We start from the raw sequence: 18357 nt of genomic DNA on the forward strand, positions 1-18357 counted from the left end.
AGTAAGCGTAGAACAAAATGAATACCATGACATTTAATAATGTCATTTTAAGACTGAGCGGAACGCTTCGATTTTATTGCGATCTATTTATAATTTAAGAAAATTTACAAGAATAATCCTGATCAGGCAATCATGCCTTTATTCCTTCTAAATCTCAGACGGTTACAGCAATTTATTAATTAAACGTCATCCATAATAAGCGAAGCGGTATTTCCCGCAATCCATTGAAAATTATCAATACGGACTAATCCGCATATCAACATTAAATTTGACTTAATACAAATAGCCGCTAACTTTAAGCCTTGAACAACGACGGATACGAAATTATTTTTTTGTATCTGACTGACATAACCGATATATGAGGTGATATATGGCAGAGCATCGTGGTGGTTCCGGTAACTTCGCAGAAGACCGAGAAAAAGCATCAGAAGCGGGCCGTAAAGGCGGTCAACATAGCGGTGGTAACTTCAAAAACGATCCGCAACGCGCATCTGAAGCAGGCAAAAAAGGTGGACAAAGCAGCCACGGTGGTGGCCGTAAGTCTGACAACTCCTGATAGTTAGCGTTATTTTCATCTTTTAATGAAAAGAGTGTCCTGCGGGTCTGTATGAGGCTCGCAGTTATTTTTAACCTCTACAGGATATTAATATGCATATGAAAAGCATTGAAGACGTATTTATTCACCTACTTTCAGATACCTATAGCGCCGAAAAACAATTAACGCGCGGACTGGCTAAACTCGCCAGAGCCGCATCAAGTGAAAAGCTCAGCAAAGCCTTTAATGCCCACCTGGAAGAAACTCAGGGGCAAATTGAACGTATTGACCAAATCGTTGAGCAAGAGCCGGGAATTAAGATTAAACGCATGAAATGTGTGGCGATGGAAGGCTTAATTGAAGAGGCTAATGAGGTTATTGAAAGCACCGAGAAAAATGAAGTACGCGATGCGGCATTAATCGCAGCCGCACAGAAAGTGGAACATTATGAAATTGCCAGCTACGGCACACTGGCAACCCTGGCAGAACAACTTGGATATAAAAAAGCCGTAAAACTCCTCGCAGAAACGCTTGAAGAAGAGAAACAAACCGATCTGAAATTAACCGATCTTGCGGTTGGTAACATTAATAAAGACGCTGAAAAACGATAACCATACTGACACGAGGAAATTACGATGAATCACTTAGAACATTACCATGACTGGCTACGCGATGCACACGCGATGGAAAAGCAAGCGGAGTCAATGCTGGAATCGATGGCGAGTCGTATCGATAATTATCCTGATTTGCGTGCCAGAATTGAGCAACATATTAATGAAACAAAACGGCAAATTACTCTGCTGGAAGAGATCCTCGATCGAAACGATATCTCGCGCTCTGTATTAAAAGACTCAATGAGTAAAATGGCGGCTTTTGGCCAGTCGATTGGTGGCATGTTTCCCTCTGACGAAATTGTAAAAGGCGCAATTAGCGGCTATGTATTCGAGCAATTTGAAATAGCCTGCTACACATCGCTTTTGGCCGCCGCAAAAAAGGTCGGTGATACCGCCTCTATCCCCGCTATTGAAACGATTCTGGCAGAGGAACGTGAGATGGCCGACTGGCTGATTAAACATATTCCGCAAACGACAGAACAATTTCTCTTACGGTCTGACGCTGACGGCGTTGTAGCCAAAAAATAATCTCATTACGCTCTGCTTCAGGCAGAGCTTCCTCGGATGGGGTCTGTACCGTGCCTGAACTTGACGCTTTTTATTTAGCCCGTTTTCAGTTCGCCTTCACTGTCTCTTTCCATATTCTTTTTCCCGCGATTACGATTGGACTGGCCAGCTATCTGGTGGTGCTGGAGGGGATGTGGCTGCGCACGCGAAACAATCTCTGGCGCTCGCTCTATAATTTCTGGCTGCAAATCTTCGCCGTCAATTTTGGGATGGGCGTCGTATCCGGCCTGGTGATGGCTTATCAGTTTGGTACCAACTGGAGCGGCTTTTCGCAATTTGCCGGCAGTATTACCGGACCACTGCTGCTTTATGAAGTCCTGACCGCCTTTTTCCTCGAAGCGGGCTTCCTTGGCGTAATGTTATTCGGCTGGAATAAAGTATCTCCAGCGCTGCATTTCTTCACCACCTGTATGGTGGCGCTGGGCACGTTGCTATCTACCTTTTGGATCCTGGCTTCCAACAGTTGGATGCAAACACCTCAAGGTTTTAGCCTCGAAAATGGGCATGTCATTCCCCAGGATTGGCTGGCTATCGTATTTAACCCTTCATTTCCGTATCGCTTATTGCATATGTCGATTGCTGCTTTTCTGAGTAGCGCGATGTTCGTTGGCGCATCTGCCGCCTGGCATTTACTCCGGGGTAACGATACCCCTGCCATTCGTAAAATGTTTTCGATGGCGTTGTGGATGGCTCTGATTGTCGCCCCTATTCAGGCGGTTGTTGGAGATATGCATGGTCTCAATACCCTTGAGCATCAGCCTGCGAAAATAGCGGCCATTGAGGGACACTGGGAGAATCCCCCCGGAGAGGCGACGCCGTTGACGCTGTTTGGCATGCCTGACATGGAGGAAGAGCGCACCAAATACGCTCTGGCGATCCCTGCGCTGGGCAGTCTGATTCTGACCCATAGCCTGGACAAGCAGGTTCCAGCGCTGAAGGATTTTCCCAAGGAAGATCGCCCCAACTCCGCAATTGTATTTTGGTCGTTTCGCATCATGGTTGGCATGGGCGTGTTGATGATCGCCCTGGGTATCTGCAGTGTCTGGTTACGGTGGCGCAAACGCCTGTACCATTCCCGCCCATTCCAGTGGTTTGCGCTTTTGATGGGGCCTGCCGGACTATTGGCCTTACTGGCCGGCTGGGTGACCACGGAAGTTGGCCGCCAGCCCTGGGTCGTATACGGTTTTTTGCGCACGAGGGATGCCGTTTCATTGCACAGCACAACGCAAATGGTCATCAGTTTGCTGGTATTTATCGTCGTTTATAGCACCGTCTTTGGCGTGGGTTATCACTACATATTCAGGCTGATTAAAAAAGGACCTCAGCCGGTCAGTGAACTGACCTCACAAACCGATGGCACCCCTGCGCGTCCGCTTTCCGCCGCAGAACCGGTAACGGATGAAGAGGAGAAAATCTGATGGACATCGATATCACCGTAATCTGGTTTATTATCATTGTCTTTGCCACGCTGATGTACATCGTAATGGACGGTTTCGATTTGGGCATTGGTATGTTGTTTAGCATTGTACATGCCCCCAGCGAGCGAGATGTGATGGTGAACAGCGTGGCCCCCGTCTGGGACGGGAACGAAACCTGGTTGGTGCTCGGTGGTGCCGGTCTCTTTGGCGCATTCCCTCTGGCTTATGCTGTGATTGCTGACGCACTGGCAATTCCACTCACGATGATGCTAATTGGGTTGATTTTTCGCGGCGTGGCATTTGAGTTTCGCTTTAAAGCCACGCCTTCGCATCGGCTATTTTGGGACTACGCCTTTGCCGGCGGCTCGTTGCTGGCGACCGTGAGTCAGGGTATCGTTGTTGGCGCCGTGATTAACGGCTTCGATATAGCAGAACGACGCTTTGCCGGGTCGGCCTTGGATTGGTTGACCCCATTTAATGTGTTTTGCGGACTCGGACTGGTTGCCGCCTATCTGTTACTCGGCAGCACCTGGCTGATAATGAAAAGCGATGGCGCGCTTCAGGAACGGATGCGTAAATTAACGCGCCATGTTCTGCTCGCTCTGCTGGCGGTTATTGCCGTGGTCAGCATCTGGACACCCCTTAGCTGGCAATACATTGCAGAACGCTGGTTCACGCTACCTAATTTCTACTGGTTTGTGCCGGTCCCCATTCTGGTGACGATACTCAGCCTGTGGATTTGGCGTCTGAGCAGCGACAACACCAGCCATGCACGACCTTTTATCCTGACGCTGGGATTGATCTTTCTGGGATTTAGCGGCTTAGGTATCAGCCTGTGGCCCTATATTATTCCGCCGCATGTTACCTTATGGGATGCAGCGGCTCCCCCTGCAAGCCAGATGTTTATGCTGGTTGGCACGCTTATTATTATTCCGGTCATTCTGATGTATACAGCATGGAGCTACTATGTCTTTCGCGGCAAAGTATCTGACGGAGAAGGCTACCATTGACCAGGATAGAACGCCGATCGCCTGACTCATTGAAAATCTGAAATAAATGTCCACAATGTGACCCTTTTGCAAAGTGTTGGCGCGCTTTATTCAAAGTTATTAGAGAATTATGATTCTGTTGTATAATGCCCTGCACATTATGATGAAAAACTAACTTTCTCTTTAAAATTAATAAAATACATTATTTTCAGTAAGTTAGCAGAATTCTAAATCCTACATTATCACGCATTATCGTACATTTAAGGGGGCAATTTCATGCCCCCAACACCGAATTTGCCCCCAAATTTGCCCCCTCCTAAGAGGGCGATTCATCACAGAATCGGGTCATAATTCCCGAATCGTCCCAGCGTACGAGGTGCTCATCCTTCTTGCTCAACGCTAACAACCAATTGAAGTTACGGTGATATTTCATGAAGAAGCTGTTTGTACAGTTTTAGGTAGCGAAGTTAAGGTAAATCCTTTCACGATCAATAATATACTTACTAAACAATAAGATATATTAGGATCATTAACTGACAAACTCTAGCAAATACTGACGAGTTAATGCCCCTTTTCGTGTCCCCATGCCCCCAAAAACCCTCGGTTTTGCCCCCAAAATTACATCCTAAAGTGTGGTACAACCGCGACATAACCACACGGGTCAATCAGCCCCTCCCTCTTGTTATTACTGTTTAGTGCCACCAGTGGATGCTGATGAGTACATCATGCTTTCAAGATTTTCCATAAGGTTTTACAGCAGCATATGAAAATCTCTATAAATCGTTATTAATCAATTGGTTATACCAATAACTCAGAAAACTTGCGAGAAGTAATTAGCACTATTTTATTAGTTATTTTTTGTGAATTAGATTAGTCTTGAATAAGCATGCTTTGATTCTTAATTAACCATAATGGAATATAAAATGGCTACCCCATACGATTTAACACAGTTAGATTCATATTCTTTTGAACATATGGTCAACTTTCTAGCTATGAAAGTTTTAGGCAACGGTATCACAGGATTCGCAACAGGTCCTGATGGCGGTCGAGACGGGTATTTGAAGGGAAAAGCGCCATATCCTTCTATAACTGATAGTTGGGAAGGAATATGGTATATCCAATCTAAATTTCACAAGCCAACAACGAATTCAAACTCACAAAAATGGTTAGTAAGAGAAGTTATTAAGGAAATCAAAGCATTCAGTGAAAATGACGAAAGAAAAATACCGGATATATGGATTATCGCTTCTAATGTAGAGCCCAGTGGAGTGCCTCGGACTGGAGCTTACGATAAAATAATTAGTTTAGTTAAAAAGTATTCTCCAAATACCAAGGTCGATGTGTGGGGTGGAAGAAAAATACTAGATTTTCTTGCTGAACACCCTGTTGTTGCAAAAGAATATGGCCATTTTTTAACACCCGGCCATGTTATAACTGAACTATATAACTCGCTAACTGAAAGTAACGCTAACATTAAATCTTTAATTGATCATTTTATGATTAGTCAATTTAAAGATTTAAGTTATACAAAGTTAGAACAAGCAGGTTCAAATAATGATCACAAACCCAAAATTCATGAATTGTTCAGAGACTTACCCATCAAAAGCGCTGAATTACAAAGTGATTTTAATATTATGGAGTCATTAGTATCATCCTCATGCAATGTACACAAAATAAGTACATGGTTAAATTTTGGTCCGAACTGGAAAACTTGGTCGAAAAATCCAAGAAGAACAAGAATTGTACTATTGAAAGGTGGGCCTGGTCAGGGGAAGTCAACGATTGGTCAATATTTCGCACAAATTCAACGAGCTGCCTTTATTCTATCAAAGAACGCGCCTACAATTACTCCCCAAGTTAAAGAGATTGCTCTAGAACTAAAAGAACAAGCCTTAAAAGATGGTTATTGGCCAAACTCACCAAGAATTCCAATTTTTATTGAATTAAAAGATTATGCGAACTGGTACATAACTAAGGATAAGTTCTCCCCCAAAAATGTCATAGCTTATATCTGTGATAAAATCAATTACAAAATATCTTTTGCTATAGATTCAAACAATCTTAGAAAAATTTTATCTGAAAATACATGTTTCATAAATTTTGATGGCCTTGATGAAGTTCCAAATGATCTTAAAGATGATATAGCAAATGAAATAATAAGTTTTTCTAATGAGTTTTTACCAAGTATTGATTCTGATTCTCTTATTCTGTGTACAACAAGACCACAAGGTTATTCTGGTCAATTTGATGATCTTGATGCCTCAATATGCACTCTCCAGCCATTGCCAGAGAGTGTCGCATTATCGTGTGCTGAACCAATACTTAGATTTAATCGTAGCGAAGAAGATGGGAACAACTCATTAAGTATTTTGGCCTCAGCTATTCTTTCGCCACAAGTGAAAGAAATTATGGCCACTCCATTGCAGTCCCATATAATGGCTGTGGTCGTTCGTGATGGCGGTCGTCCGCCAGAAAAACGATGGGAACTTTTTAATAATTTTTATGTTGTAATGAAGAAACGCGAAACTCTAAAAAACTTCCCAGACCCTAAAATTTCAACATTACTACAAGAAAAGGATCAATTACTTAAAGCTATTCATGACCGTTTGGGTATAAGTCTCCACGTTCGAGCCGAATATAGTAATGGTGCAGAAACAGCTATGCCCAAAGGTGAGTTTAGAAAATTAGCTTTCTCAACGACAGAAATGTTAATGGATGGGGATATCGAGGAAACAGTTAAGTTGTTAATGGAAGCAGCAATTGAGAGATTGGTCTTCGTTAATACGCCAGATAGCACGGAATATGTTAGATTTGATATAAGGCAGTTACAAGAATTTTTTGCTGCCGAATTCATTCATAATGAAGTTACCGATCAGATTTTGCTTGAAAGATTAACAATAATTTGCAGTGATGCGCATTGGCGTGAAGTTGTCCACTTTATCTTGAGTGCGCTCATACACTATAAGCGAAAAACAGCTCTGATTTTAGTATCTTCATTGTTACAACAGATTGATGATAATGATGACAATAGAGATTTAAGATATTTTAGTAAACGCAGCTCTATCGGTTCTCTTCTAGTACTTCGCCTTGTGGAAGAAGGGCTTCTAGAACAAGATAAGAGAGTAAGGGCTTTGTTTAATAAGTGCTTACCGTCGCTATGGGGTTGTTCTGATTTTGAAATTTTGAAAAAAATTGCCACATTAAGAATGGAACAATCTAAAAATTGGTTACTTAACAATATGATTGATACTTTTTTAACTGTTGATTATAGTGAAACTATAGCATGTGGGGTACTTTTTTCCGTCATGCTGCAAGAAACCAACGAAAGATTTGATGAAGTTATTGATAGATTAAATTGTGCGCCTGTATATTACTGGAAAGCTATCCTGTCAGCCTCAAATATGGAGTTCCACCATAGACAGAATAACATGCTAAAAAAATGGTTTATTAAGGTTATTGTAGAAAAGTATTTTTCTAATAATACTGATAATGAAATCATATATTTAATTGAAATGTATCTAAAAAGGATTATATCAATTAGCCCCAAAACTATATTTATGTCGGACATTCAAGAGAGACAAAAAGCTTTCTTAAAAGAACATCTCAATATGAGATCAAGAGCCAAAGCACCAGCTAACACCTCAGAATCCAAATATTGTTTTGTAAAACTTGTTAATAGCTATCCAACACAGAAAAATGAAGATTCATTACTCTTTAATCCGGTTGATTTTTTTGATTCGAACTATTCATATCCAGTGGAAGTACTTAAATCCATTTATGAGCATGCCCTATCAAAAGATGTTGTTAGCTTACGCAAGACCCTTGAACTAATTAAATCTCATAACTATGAGGTACATTGTATCCCTGCATCTATACTCGCTATGATCCCATTGAATTTCGATGATGAATCCTACATTGAGTATATACGGAGACTGCTAAGTTTTAATGACCATGAACTCATGTCATATATTGAAGATAACGTTATTGATGGCCACAAAATTCTTCCCGGGTATGAATTTGTTGGGTATGAACGTATCCCATTCGATTTAGATAAATGGCGTGCACTATGTAATGACTACCCAGAACTTGCATTAGAAACTCTAGCTGCACCTTATTTTGAGCGTGAAGATGTTGAGGACGCACTAAAAGAAAATAGGCGTGATATTATGTTGGTCGTGTCAGAGATAGCCATCAGAAAGCCAAATGTTTTTGCAAACTATTATTTTCTATGGAATGAAGTTTTTTCTGTTGCGCCAGATGCTTCCAGTCACATAAAAAACACTATAATGTCACTAAGCGACAGCCATGAACATAGATTGATTCATGGCTCAACGTCTCTTTCGTTATATAAAATTGACTATCCATCCGAGAAAAAACTCATACCTTTTTTAAGTTACTCATTGATTTCATCAAAGCTAACAATTGAAAGCATAAAGAAAAAAAATATTGATGCTTTTAATAATGGAATTCTGACTAATTTAGGTCTTACTGAGGATGAATTATTAGCAGATTGTCTTAATCCAAATGAAAGCGTTAAATATAGAGCTTCATGCCTTGCTTTACTTTTATTTAATCTAAGCTTTAACAAATCAAATGCAATTGATTGTTTTTTCAAAAATGAACTTGACAAGTTGTGCATCTCTTTATACTCAAATGAATCAACGAGAATATTAACCTTCGTCATTTATAATCTACTCCATGATGTAAGTAATATTGACTCTAGATTGCAGGAATTTTTAGGAAAATACTCTTACCTGACTCGCTATAATATTAACTGCAGATATATGCTTCAGGGCATATATGGCAAGTGGCGTGAAAGAAGTGGTTCTGTAGTCAATGATGCTAATGTATTAGACAAATGGCTTGAAAATTAAATAATATGGTGCGGGCTTTGTTTCTTTCGAAGCCTGCACATTTTTATCACCTTTTCAGCTATTAACCACTCGTTATAATAAAGTTTCTTTACTATAATGTAAATAACCAGAGTTTCAGTAGATTCATTTAAATAGTCGGTTACGATAATTAATGGTAAGTAGTAACTCTTACACTTCGCCGATTACTTTCAAATGTACGTAACCAGCGAGGTGTAAAACCACCATAAACTGCACAGCTGGGATAAAATTATCCAGTAAGTTTAAAAGCAAACAAACTATCCGTCAGATTACAAAATAGGATCATAACCCCCAAACTTACCTAATCTTCTCAGGTGCTCATCCTTCCGACTCAGTGCAAGTCCCCTTTCCTTTTTCAGCCTTGCTTTCTGCTTCTGCCTCATCGTCTTCAAGATTATTTCGCCGGTGATAGCGTTGGTGGGGTTGCTGCGATTATAGGCCTGAATATCTTCCAGAACCTCGCCGTTATCATCTCTACTCATAGCGTTTGCAAAATATCGCTGCAATAATTGAGCCCGGCGATTTGATAGCTCAGACTGCACATTTTTGACAGCCGAGCGGGCATCATACGCTTGGCCGATCCTTGACGGGCTAAATCCAAATGCCTGGGCTGCTAGTTCAAAGTTGGTAAACTCATCAGCCGGTACGATTTCCTCCCCGGAGGACGTGGATATACCTCGAATGGCTTCAGCATAGGTCTTCACCAGATTTTTCACTGCTGCCGGTGTTACTGTCTGAATCCCCCCCAGCCAGTCACCTTTTGCCATTTTGTCGTAACCACTGGCAAAATTAAGGCCGATCCCCCCGATTGTTGGGCCCAACATCTGCTCCATGTAGAAAATATACCAGTCCTTCCCCTCAGTACCCGCTGGCGCGCTTCGCCAAAGCAAATCCTGAATACCAGACCGGGAATGGAGATCGATACCCAGTGCGTTGACTACGCCGTCAGTAATTACTGTGGAAGCGAAACCACCAAGCTCATCACTCAGCCAGTTTTTGAGTGCCACTTCCGGATCCCATGGGGCATCATCATCCGAGACTGCTGCATGAATCCCCTGAGCCGCCGCGCCAAAGATGGCCTGGACTGCATACGGTAACCCGGTAACACCGGCGGCCAGAGTATGCATCAGCATATACCCCAGAAATTCTTTCTGCGCCTGCCTGCGGATTTCTGGCGTTTCGCCCTTGAATGACTGGGTAAAGCTTCGACCCAGGGTATAAAACATGTGCTGGGCATACATCTTGAACTGGAAGAGGACCTTCTGCCAACTCTGCCGCATCCAGCGTGGCCTGTTTGAACTGCTGTAGTCAAAATGCGCATCATATACAGCGTTGCTGGCGACTTTATACGCCTGCACCGGATCAATACGCCCACCAGCCGCGTCTTTAGCAAGGCGATACGCGGCCAGCGCGGTAACTTCACGGTTTGCTACTTCAATGTTATGAAATAGCTGTCCACCGACCAGAATGGACATATCCAGAGCCTTATTGAAATGGATCTTATCCTGCGTCCCTGATTCAGCGCGCTGTGCGAGTGAAGACGCCTGAGTAATGGATATCACGCCATCCTCATTAAGGCGTTTCATCAGTTCCAGTTCGTCGGCATTTAACCGGTTACTGCGGCTCATGGACAGCCAGGCATCACGATCCAGCCACGAAGACCCTTTACCAAACCATTTGAATCGTTTATCAGCCGATCTGAAGTAATCAACGGTCGCCGCCCCCATCGCTTTCAGGGCATTCTTCCAGCCGTATCTGGCGGCAAGTTGTGGTAAGGCCACCAGCGCGGTCTGTGTCATGTTGATTATCGCTGAGGAAGGGTTAGCCGCCATGTTGAACACATACCCGGTACCGGTCAGAGCATTCCCGAAACCATCGCCAGAAGGATTCATTGTCATCTCGTGGCGCATCTTCAGTTCGTCCAGCATGCGCTGGGCAGTTTCAAGGTTATCCGGCTGGACGCCAGAGTAATCCCCCTTCATTGCCGCGTCGATTTCATTCCCCATATCATCGAGGACAGCCTGCATCTTGTGACCGTATTCGATCTTGGAAACGTGGTGGGCGAAGTGGAAGGCGCTGTTTGCGAATGCGCGCCGCGCATCATGGCTGGCGCCTTTCACCCGGCGACGGCGAATAAAATGGCGGGCGTAACTGGCATCAGGCATCAATTCAAGCATTGTCTGCCACACCTGATCAGTCAGTTGCTCCTTGTTCAGACTGCCATCTTCGGACTTGTTCAGCAGTTCGAGGATCTCTTTACCCAGACTATGAGCCGAATCATTATTTTTTCCGTTGTCTTTCGCTTTCACTGACTGGACGGCTTCGTAACCATCTTTCCGGTACGCTTCCAGAGCGGCCAAAGCGGAGCTACGGGTTTCGAAGTGCTCACGAATGTAATCACCGTCTTTGCGGGCTGTAACAACGTACTTACCAAAGCGAGCCAGCGGGAAATACGGCCCGTCCTTCAAAGCCCGTTCAAACTGCTCCCTGACTCGACTTATCAACGCGGCGTTCTGGTCGCCACCAACATCATTGATACGCTGGATGAGCGCTTCTTTGAGGTCGGCATAGCTGTTTTTGTACCATTTTTCGGTTTTGTGCCAGAGTTCTTTGGCTTCCGGAGACAACTTCATCCAACGGCTGTGGAGATCGTTATAATTCTCGCGCATCGCATCCAGATCGGCGCTCACTTGGACAAGTCGGCTGGCGGCCTCTTCTTTGTTATCACCGCTTTTTGACGAGCGGAGCCGGGTCTGCTCATTCTTCAGATTCTGGAAACGATCCTGTTCTGCAAGAGGCTTGTCAGGGTGAACACGGGTCATGGTTGCGTCTACCATCAGATCAGACAGCGAGCGGCTTTCATCTTTACTCAGCTTATTCCACTGATTTTCAATGCCCCTCTCTGCTGAGTTCATGATCCTGTTACGGCGGGCCTCCATTTTCGCCTGTAGATCCTGATACTGACCGGCATAGTCAGTTTTCATCAGTTTGTTATAGACCGCCGCCAGTTGTCGGTTTGTCAGGGTACCAATCATCAGGGCATTGGAACTGAGGTTAGAGGTCAGACGCTTAATAATATCGGTCGGGCGCAAATTGTGGACATTACCAACGGTATCATGGATAACCCGGCCAAAATTCTTAGAGCGCCGCTGAGTCGCTTCGGTCTCGGTTTCCCCTGGTAATGGCTTGCTGAATAGCCCGTCTTTCCCGGTAAGACTGAAATTAACGGTCAAATCCCGGGCCTTATCCGTTTTCTCCGCCCAGTCGCCAAGATTTTTAAGGCGTTTGGCAATTGGGGCCATCATACCCCGCACTTCTCCGGCAGTGATGTTTTCATCACTCAGGAAACCGGATTTACGCAAAGCCTGCAGAACGGCGCCGGACACGCGGTCCCAAGCCCGGCCAAGAAAACCGCGCTCGCCGTCTTCGATAACGTGACTGATAACCTCTTCGACCTGCTTCCAGGGATCTGCACCCTCGTAGTTTTCAATTACGCGGTCAAAGTAAGGTTTAAGTGATTTGGAATTCTGTCCAGCGGCTACAGATCGCAGCAACTTATCGTATTCTGCCGGGCCGACTACTTCCGAAAGGGCATGGTGCCCAAGAATTTCGTGCCGCAGCTTGGCACGCACATGAGAAAGACTGTCGAGATTTTTTGCGACCAGGATAATCCGGCCACTGTTAGGCAGGTGCATTGCATGAATGAGCGCATCTGGCAGCGGGAAACCCGCCTGTCGCTCAGCTTCCGCCATATCCTTCGCTACCTGCACGGCAATACCACCTGCCCCATTCCATTTTTTCAGGAACCTGGCGGCCTCCTCTTCTACCTGCTTTTTACTCAACCCGCGTGGCTGATAATCAGCAATACCGGAACGAATACGCTCACGCGGAGAGCCAGATGCAAAAACGCCCCCGGATTCGGAGGCGTTTTTGTTGGAAAAGTTACCCGTTACATCAGGTGGGATAGATCCATTGTTTTCAGGGCTTCCTGGTTGCGGAGATGCCGCTCCATCTTGTCTTGACGCAAGGACTCGATCTCGGATTTTGTCAGCATCCGCGGCACGAAGGAGGTAGTTCGCTTCTGACTCTGTGAGCCTGTCGAAGCCATATCCGTGTTGTTCGTTCCACCAGTTTTCAAGATGGGTACCCTCAAAGTGATCGCGCAATTTGCGAAGCGTATCAGCAGCTAATGCAATTTTCGCTGAATAACGCTTGCCCGTCAACGCGCTGGTGCCAATAACCTTACCACCATGGTTTTCAATATAGCCCTTCAGATTCGCTAATGTACCGCCCTGCGTCAGGGTGTCATCAAGAAGGATGTAAGGTAAATCGGTACGCACCGGACCATCAAAGGCGGGCTGGTTCGTAAGACGCCCGAAACCATCCTGCGCAGTACGCCCCACTTTTGCCGATTGCAGAAGATGAGGATCAACTTCCAGATCGAGAACTTTACCCAGCACATCCGCCATTGCTTGGGGAATAGCGTTCCGACTGACGGCTTCTTCGGCGTGAACGGCGGTGAGTATAGCCTTGCGACCGTTCAATAGTTGACGCAATTCATCAACCGACTGACGGGTCATTATGTCCGCTACCAGTCGGCGCGCGGCGGCATCATCGCCACCTTTGGCAGCCGCATAATCTTTATGCGCCGTGGCATCACCCAGACGTCCATGCAAAACAGTATCCGGGAAATCATCATCCCAGGAACTGCGAGGGACTTTGGAGAAATTAGCCTCTTCCGGCTTCGTCAGCGTAATCAGTTTAGTGGCTACGCTGGTGGGATTCATTGACTCTTTGAACATACCTTCCGGCAACTGCTGTTCATGCGCCCCCAGTTCATTCAGCCATTCGCGGAACGCCTTATTGCGCTTATTGCTACGCTCGCCAGCCATTGTAGAAACGATCGCAGTCAACTTGCCGCCCGGCTTCAGGTGTTCAAAGGCTTTCTGGACATGCTTGATATCAAGGTCGTGTGAAAATGGCGGATTCATTAACACGCGGTCATACAGCTTATCGGGGGTAAAGGTATCAAAGTCGCTACCAACGACATTGAAGCCCTTCTCTTTCAGGATATCGCGAAGTTGCTGCTCCAGTTCGACAACATCAACATTACCACCCGCTTTTCGTGCCGCTTCGGCCAGTACGCCGTTACCGGCGGAAGGTTCCAGCACATCCATACCTGGCTGAATATCCGCTTCACTGGCAATCCAGTCGGCGCGACTTTCAGGTGTCGGGAAGAAGTCATTGAAGGCATTGCGATCCCATGCCAGTTTTTTACGGAGATCCATCTCCATCTTCTGAATCTTCGGGATATCAGGCAAAGGTACATCACCAGACAGTTTTTCCAGTTCAATCAGTGCCGCTCGCAACATTGGGCGTGTCGTGATCCCGGCTCGCTGCAGGCGGTTAAACTCGGCAACATACTCCGGCCAGCTTCCGGGCTGAGAAGAAAGATATGCAGCGAGTTTATCATTGGCTTTACGACCGGCTGGCAGGCGGGACATGCCATGCTCGAGCTGCTGAGACAGCCGTAGATCAGCGGCTGCCAGCTTGTAACCCCGCGCATCTCCCATCTTGGCCAGCACATCGAATAGCGTAGACGGATGCCAGTCCAGCATCGGGTAGCGGGCATACTTCACACGGCTGGCGAGCGGTACATCATCGTTCCACTCCCGTTTGCCGTCGCTGGTGGTATAGCTCAGTTTGTCACGGATATCCTGGGGGATATCGTATACCAGACGACGGGCAATGCCCCGCAAGGTATCGATCTGGGTTTTATGCTGAATACCTGTCAGGTACTTCAGGCTGCCGTCACCTATGCCACTCGCAATTTTCTGCATAATATCAGCATCTCGCAGATCACGGTTGGCCTGATCCATTGCCGAAGCGGCCTCGCGCAGTCGCTTAACAGTATTCACTTTACGATCGGCATTCAGACGCTCTTCAGCATTATCGCGCAACCGCTCTGATGAACCGGTTAGTCGCCCTGCCTGCTGCTCCTGTTTACGCTGTTGACGCTCAGCGTCACTGGCCGAATGATCCACACTGTCCCCGCGCAACCAGTTAGTAAACTGCTCTGCTTTTTCCTGTGTTGGAAACCAGAAATTTCCCCGCCAGTATCCGCCGCCCAGTTGTCGTGCCATGCTGGCCGCTTCCTTAAACCTCTCAGTGCCAAGGCGGGTTTCCAGATTAACGTTATAGATCGTCTCACCGGTTTTACTGTTCTTGCCTTCCTCTATCGGGTTGATCTGCAGATCTTCACCATCATGGCTGAACCCGGCAGACACGCGCGGTTTCGCCTTCGCATCCTTCTGTTGCGCCAGATGTTGATCTGCCAGTAATTGATCATAGATTTCGGACTGCTGAGGCGTCAGCGAAGCACGGCCCTTCGCTTTAATCAGGGTGCGGTAATCATCCAGCGTCTTAGGATCCTCAATCGCCGAACGGAAAGCTTCAGCGCGCTTTTGTCGCTCCGCACGCTCCTGTTTCACACTATCCGTATATTCGTTGATATCCGACTGAGTGATCCCCTTCATAGCATCACGGGCCAGGTCTTCAATACGGCTATTCCCGGTGGTCACCATTGTCGGACCTTTGTTTGTCAGCCAGCGGAAGTCATTAACCAGTGAATCCCAGGCATTCGCCACCAGCCGATCCTTTTTCACATCAGACGGCACATAGCGTCCACTGAAAGGCTCAAGCTGTTTTTTTGTCAGCTTATTCAGCCCCTGCAAAATGATTTCTTTGTTGGCGAGTGTCGAATCCAGTGCGGCGCGCACGTCATTCGGTTTTACGGCGTCAGGGTTTTCGATCAGATTTCGGAAGAAAGAAGCATGCTGGTCGGGGCTGGAAATAGTGATATCAGTTTTAGGAAGGGGCAATGTTTCAGGCTGGCTGTCTTTAGGCTTATCAGGCTCTCTCACCGGTTCGGCCTTTTTTGCAGGCTTTTCCTTCTTCTCCGGTACATCGACGGCATAACCGCCATCCACTTTCACAACCTCCGGCTTTTTCCCGGATTTTTTAGCCTCTTCATACGGTTTGCTCAGTCGCGCCAGCCCTTCGCTTGGAAACGGCTTGCCGTTCCGGCGCATATAGAGTTCACTATTGCCGGATCGGGCTGCGTCATTTACTGAATCAGGAGGTGTTATTTTACCGGACGGCAATTGATGCTGTGGTAGCTCCGGGTATTTCTGTTTTGAACCCGTTCGCTCTTCAAAGCGATCAAGTCGGCGCCGTGCCTTAGTCCTGCCGCCTTCAAACTGGGGCGGTGCACCGCGTTGCCCTTCATCAGTACCTTCAGCGCCAGAGAAAATGATGTTTTTATCTTCAATCGCCGGGATAACGCGACGGGCTTCACCCTCAATGGTATTGATAGCGCGAACCGGGCCACCACTGCGATCAGCGGGGATGTAATCAGGGCGAACATGCTCACCGGCGCGGAACTCCGGACCGCCACCGGCCTGGCGCTCATCACCTAATGGCTCACCAGGGTAACGGTTAGGGCCGCCAGCGAAAATAATGTTCTTATCCTCAATCTGTAGCGGACGATCCGGGAAGCGATGATCTGCATACTCACCCATTGAAGGCGCTGTAAATTCGCCGTTCTGAGCATCTTTCGCCGCATCCTGAACGTACTGGTAATACCCCATGATCGTTTCGAAGATGTTCTGAGCCTCGAAGTCGTTACGGGGTTCTCTCTTCGGTGCCTCGGCGACGTCCGGGGATTTTTTACCGCGCTTACGTTTCTTCGGTGTCTCGGCATCTTCGCGCTTAACACCGCGCGTCATACGGTAGAACCAGTCTTTTACCGCCTGGTGCTCAGCCTCATCCGGATCAGGATGATTACCACGGGTATACTGATCCAGCAGTTGTGCGTAGCGGAAGAACTCAGCATCATTTTTATCATCGAAGCGCGCTTTTACCTGCCCCTCTGGTCCCGCTGTATCAACCAGGTGAAAGGGTCGGGAATCAGGATCAGCGTGTACTGTTTTACCCGCCCGCATGTATGCAGGGATATCAGCAAAATCATCCGGACCATTACCGCCGAATTTTTCGCGGTCGGTAAAACCTTCAGCGAGACGTTCCTGCTCGGCTACCTGTTCAGGTGACAGCCCGGTACGATAACCGGCTGGTGGTTCGGTTGACGTGTTACCTTCCTCACCCAACCCCTTACTAAACATATCTTCATGAGGTTCAGGGGTCAGGTCTTCTTTCAGATCCTGCATGCCCTGCTGAACTTCCTGAGCGCCAGTCTCGATATCATCAACAGCTTTTTCGGTTTTTTCTTCCGCCGGTGTTGCCGGTTCTTCTGATTCGCCAGCGTTCTGCCCTTCCCTGCGCGCTGCCATTCCCTCTCTGACATGACCCACAATCGCTGGAACGCCGCCCATTGCCAGCCCCGTCAGCCCACCGGTGATCATCTGGTCTTTTACGCCCTGATCCGCGTCACCATGAGATCCGGCTAACGTCATGCCTTCGTTTTCAGTTAACTGACTGATACCCGCAAAACCAGCATTGATTCCCCCATCCCGAAGAATGGCCTTGCCGGCGGTCTTGGCGACTGAGCTGGACAACATCCGCCCAGCAAACAATTCACCCAAATACGCATCACCGGTATAAGAGGCTACAAGGTTTGCTGCCAGCATCTTTGGATCGCCTAAATCAGCCATGGCAATAGTATCGGCCAGCTGCTTTTTAGCAAGGTCGATTTTCTGCAGGTCGCTGTAACTCGAATACTGCGGATCCTGGTCGATATTTTTAAACAAACTGACAAATGTCGGACTCTGCATCAGTTGGTTGTCGTCAGATTGCATAATCACGTTATGCACTGAGTCACTGATACCACCAGCATTTTGAGCAAAACCGGCCATAGTTGCCATCGGCACACCACCAGCAGCAGACGCTGCGAGCACCGGCGCAGTTTGTCCGACCGCATCGGCGGCAATAATCGGCCAGTTAAGCGGATTTTTTGCCGTATCGGTGAAGTGCCCTTCCTGGTAGAGCGGCGTATTCAGGACTTTCTGCCCGCCCTCAGACATATGCCCTTTGAAGAAGTTACCTACTTCAGTACCCACATCGTCCAGTACTTCACCCAGCGCGGTACCAGCAGTTGCCATTCCGGCATAAGGCGCTGCCTGAGTCCCGGCGGTTCGGTCAACGGCACGCTGAATAGGCTCCTGCACGGACCGTAGCCCCTTGCCCATGGATGCCGTACCTTCACCAGCCCCTACGCCAAATGCTTTGGGGATATCCATAAACTCTGCGCCGGGCGCGTCGGCTAAGGCGTACTCTGCTGGTGGAACGCCAGGATCGAACTCATTCTGTCGAGATAAAGGCATGATG

At 46.8% G+C, this 18357-nt stretch carries 7 protein-coding genes; 6 read left to right on the top strand and 1 reads right to left on the bottom strand.

Features of this window, described 5'->3' with window-relative positions; all coding sequences use genetic code 11:
- Positions 1-370: 370 nt before the first annotated feature.
- The 6 genes from M4I31_RS12275 to M4I31_RS12300 all read left to right on the top strand — a co-directional run bounded on the left by M4I31_RS12275 (position 371) and on the right by M4I31_RS12300 (position 8997).
- Positions 371-556, top strand: coding sequence for a general stress protein (locus tag M4I31_RS12275; RefSeq protein WP_006684659.1), 186 nt, complete (start codon positions 371-373; stop codon positions 554-556).
- 92 nt (positions 557-648) lie between these two features.
- Complete coding sequence (locus M4I31_RS12280) at positions 649-1146, top strand: ferritin-like domain-containing protein (protein WP_038640435.1); 498 nt, start codon at positions 649-651, stop codon at positions 1144-1146.
- Between the two features lie 24 nt (positions 1147-1170).
- Positions 1171-1677 (top strand): ferritin-like domain-containing protein, encoded by a 507-nt coding sequence (locus M4I31_RS12285; protein WP_038640433.1) that lies wholly within the window; start codon positions 1171-1173, stop codon positions 1675-1677.
- 50 nt (positions 1678-1727) lie between these two features.
- A complete protein-coding gene (locus M4I31_RS12290) occupies positions 1728-3134 on the top strand; it encodes a cytochrome ubiquinol oxidase subunit I (RefSeq protein ID WP_085049356.1) in 1407 nt (468 codons plus the stop codon).
- A complete protein-coding gene (gene cydB, locus M4I31_RS12295) occupies positions 3134-4144 on the top strand; it encodes a cytochrome d ubiquinol oxidase subunit II (protein ID WP_085049357.1) in 1011 nt (336 codons plus the stop codon). The genes M4I31_RS12290 and cydB overlap by 1 nt, the downstream gene beginning before the upstream one ends.
- A gap of 902 nt (positions 4145-5046) precedes the next feature.
- Positions 5047-8997, top strand: a complete 3951-nt coding sequence (locus tag M4I31_RS12300) for an NACHT domain-containing NTPase (RefSeq protein ID WP_085049358.1) — start codon at positions 5047-5049, stop codon at positions 8995-8997.
- Positions 8998-9284: 287 nt separating this feature from the next.
- Here the strand turns inward: M4I31_RS12300 and M4I31_RS12305 are convergent, their stop codons facing one another.
- Complete coding sequence (locus M4I31_RS12305) at positions 9285-18353, bottom strand: PLxRFG domain-containing protein (RefSeq protein WP_161668260.1); 9069 nt, start codon at positions 18351-18353, stop codon at positions 9285-9287.
- Between the last annotated feature and the right edge of the window lie 4 nt (positions 18354-18357).

The sequence above is a fragment of the Citrobacter sp. XT1-2-2 genome (assembly GCF_023516235.1).
Classification (GTDB): Bacteria; Pseudomonadota; Gammaproteobacteria; order Enterobacterales; family Enterobacteriaceae; genus Citrobacter; species Citrobacter werkmanii.

Bases quoted from the DNA above. Each gene is read 5' to 3' on its own strand.
- M4I31_RS12300 (WP_085049358.1), top strand. From the start codon at position 5,047: ATGGCTACCCCATACGATTTAACACAGTTAGATTCATATTCTTTTGAA.
- cydB (WP_085049357.1), top strand. From the start codon at position 3,134: ATGGACATCGATATCACCGTAATCTGGTTTATTATCATTGTCTTTGCC.
- M4I31_RS12285 (WP_038640433.1), top strand. From the start codon at position 1,171: ATGAATCACTTAGAACATTACCATGACTGGCTACGCGATGCACACGCG.
- M4I31_RS12280 (WP_038640435.1), top strand. From the start codon at position 649: ATGCATATGAAAAGCATTGAAGACGTATTTATTCACCTACTTTCAGAT.
- M4I31_RS12305 (WP_161668260.1), bottom strand. From the start codon at position 18,353: ATGCCTTTATCTCGACAGAATGAGTTCGATCCTGGCGTTCCACCAGCA.
- M4I31_RS12275 (WP_006684659.1), top strand. From the start codon at position 371: ATGGCAGAGCATCGTGGTGGTTCCGGTAACTTCGCAGAAGACCGAGAA.